This window comes from Pseudostreptobacillus sp. (genome assembly GCF_977040545.1).
The window spans coordinates 1-5,177 of sequence record NZ_CDRRBS010000080.1; the positions used below are offsets into that span (position 1 = coordinate 1).

At 26.8% G+C, this 5,177-nt stretch carries 8 protein-coding genes; 1 reads left to right on the top strand and 7 read right to left on the bottom strand.

Annotated features, from left to right (window positions below; all coding sequences use genetic code 11):
• Positions 1-185: hypothetical protein (locus ACWYO2_RS04760; RefSeq protein ID WP_455515348.1), on the bottom strand; the 185-nt coding region annotated here is incomplete at its 3' end.
• 74 nt (positions 186-259) lie between these two features.
• A complete protein-coding gene (locus ACWYO2_RS04765; protein WP_455515349.1) occupies positions 260-1,000 on the bottom strand; it encodes a YlmH/Sll1252 family protein in 741 nt (246 codons plus the stop codon).
• Positions 1,001-1,120: 120 nt separating this feature from the next.
• On the opposite strand from ACWYO2_RS04765, the gene ACWYO2_RS04770 reads away from it, so the two are divergent.
• The gene (locus tag ACWYO2_RS04770; protein ID WP_455515350.1) at positions 1,121-2,911 is read left to right on the top strand and encodes an endonuclease/exonuclease/phosphatase family protein; all 1,791 of its coding nucleotides are present in this window, start codon (positions 1,121-1,123) and stop codon (positions 2,909-2,911) included.
• Positions 2,912-2,996: 85 nt separating this feature from the next.
• Here the strand turns inward: ACWYO2_RS04770 and rplW are convergent, their stop codons facing one another.
• The 5 genes from rplW to ACWYO2_RS04795 all read right to left on the bottom strand — a co-directional run.
• The gene (gene rplW / locus ACWYO2_RS04775; RefSeq protein WP_455515351.1) at positions 2,997-3,281 is read right to left on the bottom strand and encodes a 50S ribosomal protein L23; all 285 of its coding nucleotides are present in this window, start codon (positions 3,279-3,281) and stop codon (positions 2,997-2,999) included.
• Complete coding sequence (rplD, locus tag ACWYO2_RS04780; RefSeq protein ID WP_455515352.1) at positions 3,281-3,922, bottom strand: 50S ribosomal protein L4; 642 nt, start codon at positions 3,920-3,922, stop codon at positions 3,281-3,283. The genes rplW and rplD overlap by 1 nt, the downstream gene beginning before the upstream one ends.
• Before the next feature lie 20 nt (positions 3,923-3,942).
• Complete coding sequence (rplC, locus tag ACWYO2_RS04785; protein WP_455515353.1) at positions 3,943-4,569, bottom strand: 50S ribosomal protein L3; 627 nt, start codon at positions 4,567-4,569, stop codon at positions 3,943-3,945.
• Between the two features lie 64 nt (positions 4,570-4,633).
• Positions 4,634-4,942, bottom strand: coding sequence for a 30S ribosomal protein S10 (gene rpsJ, locus ACWYO2_RS04790; protein WP_455515354.1), 309 nt, complete (start codon positions 4,940-4,942; stop codon positions 4,634-4,636).
• 41 nt (positions 4,943-4,983) lie between these two features.
• Positions 4,984-5,177, bottom strand: a 194-nt coding sequence (locus tag ACWYO2_RS04795; protein ID WP_455515355.1) for an EF-Tu C-terminal domain-related protein, incomplete at its 5' end; no start/stop codon positions are given.

A 5,177-nucleotide genomic window follows, 5' to 3' on the forward strand; every position in this document is an offset into this window, starting at 1 on the left:
ATAGTTTGTTTTTCTTGAGATTCCCTCTTTTTTTCTATTATTTTCTCTTTTTCACTTTTATTTTCTATAACCTTATATTTCACATTATCATTAAAAGTAATATAATTTTTATCTTTTAAATATGAGTCTATATTACTACATGAAATTATAGAAAATAATAATCCAATTAATATTATTTTTTTCATTTTATTATCTCCTTTCGATTAAATATTATCATATTTAATCTCTATCTTCAACTTTACATTTTGTATCTTATAAATTAAATATATTTTTTAACTTCCCATTTTTTCTTACCTTTTTTACTTTCACCTATTTCTGTTTGAAGTATAAACTTTCCATATTTTCTTATAGTAATTATCATACCACTTTCAATTTTTTCATTCTTATTTTTGCATACATCATAATCTATTTGAACTAAACCACTTTCAATATATTCCACACTTTTAGATCTACTAAGATTTGTAATTTCTGAAACTAATACATCTAATCTATTAGATGCTATAGTTACATTAAAACTTGAAAATTTATACTCAAATGACCTTTCTTCAACTTTATTTATTATACATTTATTTTTACCTATCTCTAATAAATTATTCTCTATATATTCACTTATACTACTCGATACAAATACAAATGCTATTCCTTCTTCTATAAAAATATCCCCTATAAATTCCCTTTTAATATTCAATGACATTATTGAACCCAAAAAATCCTTATGAGTATATTCTTTAAACTTATTATCCACTTTTATTTTTAAAATATCATATTCAAATACAGGGTTAGAGTCTTTAGGATAAAAACAAATTTGTTTTCTATCATATCCTCTCATTTCTACTTTAATTCCAAAATATTCACTACTTATTTTCTTCCATATATTAGGTGTTAAAAATATTTCAGTATTAGCTACTACACCGTATTCTAAACATATATTAAGTGTATTATATACCCTACTTGCTAAATCTTTATCTATAAATTGTTTTAAAAATTCTTCCTTATTCACATTACCTCCTATATCTTATTATATACCATTTTTCAAAATACTAAAACAATTTATTTTATAACTTGTTTTTTTTTAATTATAACTATATACTATTATTAAGAAATATGTAGGAGGTATAAAATGAAAAAATTATTATTATTAACTATTATTGTAAATTTTGGCTTTATTTCAAACGCTGAAACAATTTCTGAAATTCAAGGAACATCTATAACTTCTAAAATGGAAAATAAGGAAGTAAAAGATGTTATAGGTGTTGTAACTTTAGTTAAAGATGGTAAAGGGTTCTTTATTCAATCTATAAAATCTGATAAAAATTCTAAAACTTCAGAAGGTATATATATTGAAAATAAGATAAAAGCAGATGTAAAAGTTGGTGAATTAGTTAAAATTGATGGTGTAGTCAAAGAAACATATATGAGTAGAATTGATAAAAGTCAACTAACTAATACTGCTATAGATGCAAGTAAAATTGAATTACTAGATTTAAATAACACTTACAGTATAAAACCTATTGTTATTTCAGGTAAAGATACGCCTAGAACTGTTCATAACGGTGATTTCAATAATTTAAATACTAAAACAAATGCAATGGATTATTATGAATCTTTAGAAGGTATGGTAGTTCGCATACCAAAACCACTAATAACAGGTTTTAAAGAAAAATATGGTGATATTTGGGTAGTTCCTAACTTAGGAAAATATGCAGAAACTAGAAGTAAAAATGGTGGTGTGGTTTATAACAACTATAAATATGAACAAACACAAAGAATAACTATCACTACAACTCCTTGGAAATTAACTAAAAATTCTAAATTTATAGATGGAATTACTCCTAATCCTGGAGATACTTTTAAAGGGGATATAGTTGGTGTCTTGTATTATGATAATGCTGAATATAGAATTTTACCTATAAATGATTTTCCAGGAATACAAGATAGTAAAACTGCTCCTGAAAAAAATAAATTTAAATATGACAGTAAAAAATTAAATGTAGTTTCATATAATATAGAAAACTTTTCTCATGTAGATGCTCCAGATAGAGTAATTGAACTTGCAAGACAAGTTAAAGAAGAATTACAAACTCCTGATATACTAGGACTAATAGAGGTAGGAGATGATGATGGTCATAAAGCTACTACTTTAGTTGAAGCTACTGAAAATGTTAATGCTATTGTAAATGAAATAAAAAAACAAACAGGTTTAGAATATGGTATAATGACTGTTGCTCCAGAACACGGTAAAGATGGTGGATGGGTTGATATGCATATACGTAATGTAATACTTTATAGAAAAGATAGATTAAATCCTGTTAAATTTAATCAAGGTGATTCAAAAATAGATACACAAATAATGAAAGAAAATGGAAAAACATATATGAGTTATAATCCAGGTAGAATAGGTAATAATGATCCTGTATGGAAAGATGTAAGAAAACCTGTAATAGCTCAATTTGAATTTCAAGGAAAAAATATATTTGTTATAGCAAACCATTTAAAATCTAAGAGAGCTGATCATAAAATATACGGAAGTAACCAACCTGTAGTTCGTGCATCTGAAGAAATAAGAAATCCTGAAGCTGTAAGAATAAATGAATTTGCTAAAGAAATATTAAAAAATGATCCAAACGCAACTATAATATCACTTGGAGATATGAATGACTTTGAATTTTCAAATACTATAAAATTAATGTCTAAAGATATATTAATAGATACTATTTCAGAACTTCCTAAAAGTGAAAGATCTACTTATATATATCAAGGAAATGCTCAAACTTTAGATAATATTTTAATAAATAAAAAATATAAAGGAAAAGTAAATGTAGATGTTATAAGAAGAAATTCAGAATTTACATTATCACAAGGATCATTTAGTGATCACGATCCAATGTTTATTCAATTTACAATCAAATAAAATATGGGTTCTATTAAGAACCCTTTTTATATATAGCAGAAAAGGGAATCTATATTCCCTTTTCCTTCGTTCTAACATATTATTTTTATATTTCGTAAGCTTTTATAGTTTCACCATCTACTAATTTAACAATTGCTTTTTTATAAGCCGGTGTTTTGTAAACAGTCATTCTAGATCTAGCTGTTGTAGGCTTCATATTTAATGTATTAACTGATTTAACTTTTACATCAAATAATTTTTCTACTGCTTCTTTTATTTGTAATTTATTTGCTTTTCTATCAACTATAAATACATATTCATTAGAATCTAATAAAATTCTTGATTTTTCTGTATTTAATACTGGTTTTTTGATTATGTCAAATATTGTCATTATCCAAGCACCTCCTCGATAGTGGCAAGAGCTTCTTTAGTTATTACAACTTTATTGTATTTTAATAAAGCATATACTGATAACTCTCTTGGATCTAATATTTCAGTTTTTTCAATATTTCTAACTGATAAGTATAAGTTCCAATCTGCTTCTTCTAAATAATCATTAACTACGAATAATTTTTTATCATTTAAAATATTAACTTTTTCTGTAAATGAAACAAATGTTTTTGTTTTAGGTACTTCTAATGTAAAGTCATCTAAAACTACTACATCTCCATTTTGAATTCTTGCAGCTAAAGCTGATCTTAAAGCTAGTTTTCTAACTTTTTTATTTACTTTCTTATCATAATTTCTTGGTTTAGGTCCATGAACAACTCCTCCACCTACCATGTGAGGTGCTCTAGTTGATCCTTGTCTAGCACGACCTGTTCCTTTTTGTCTGAAAGGTTTTCTTCCTCCTCCAGAAACTTCTCCTCTACTCTTTGTTGATGCAGTTCCTGCTCTACTTGCTGCAAGTTCAGCAGTTAAAACTTCATGCATAACATATTTATTAGGTTCTAATCCAAAGATTTCGTTAACTTTAACTTGACCTTTTTCTTCACCATTTAAATTATATACTTTTAAATTAAAATCTGACATTTTTGCCTCCTCTCTCTATATTAGTATTTCTTCACTGATTTTTTGATAACTAAATAACCATTTTTAGGACCTGGTACTGCACCTTTAACTAATAATAAGTTATTTTCTACATCAAACTTAACAACTTTAAGATTTTGAACTGTTACATTTTCATTTCCTAATCTTCCAGCCATTTTCTTACCTTTTGGTACATTTGAGTTTGATGCAGCTCCTCCTGCATTTGACCCTCCAAGTCTATGGTTTCTTGAAACCCCGTGAGTTGCTCTGTTTCCACCGAAGTTATGTCTCTTCATAACACCTGCAGTCCCTTTACCTTTTGAGATTCCTTGAATATCAACAAATTCAATTCCTTCTAATACATCAACTTTTAATTCTTGTCCTAAAGTAAATCCTTCAACTGAATCTAATCTGAACTCTTTTAAGAATTTTTTAGCTGTGATTCCGGCTTTTTTGAAAACACCCATTTCTGGTTTATTTACTAATTTTTCTCTTTTTTCATCATAAGCTAATGTTACTGAAGTATATCCTTCTTTATCTTCTGTTTTAGTTTGAACAACAAAATTTGGTCCAGCTTCAATAACAGTAACTGGTATTAATTTTTCATTTTCAAAAATTTGTGTCATTCCGATTTTTTTACCTAATATCATTTTTAATATCCTCCTTAATATATTGGTTGATATAGTCTCTCATATACCAACTTGTATCAAAGCACTATTGCTTTATTTCAATTGAAACACCAGCAGGTAAGCTAAGTGAGCTTAATGCCTTTAAAATATCATTATTTGATTCTTTAATTTCAATGAATCTTCTGTGTATTCTCATTTCAAATTGTTCTCTTGAATCTTTATTAACATGTACTGATCTTAAAACTGTATACTTTTTAGTTTTAGTAGGTAAAGGCATAGGACCTGCTATTTTTGCCCCAGCCTTTTTAACTACTTCTACTATTTGTAATGAAGTTTGATCTAGTAGTTTGTTATCATAAGATTGAAGATAAATTCTTTTTAATTTAGTTTCCAAAATAAATCCTCCTCAATTTGTTTATTTACAGTTAATATTTATTATTCGTTAATATCTGCAACTACTCCTGATGCAACTGTTCTTCCACCTTCTCTTATTGAGAATCTTAATCCTTGTTCAATTGCTATTGGGTGTATTAATTCTACTGATACTGATATATTATCTCCAGGCATTACCATTTCTACTCCTTCTGGTAAGTGTACTTCTCCTGTTATATCTGTTGTTCTGAAGTAAA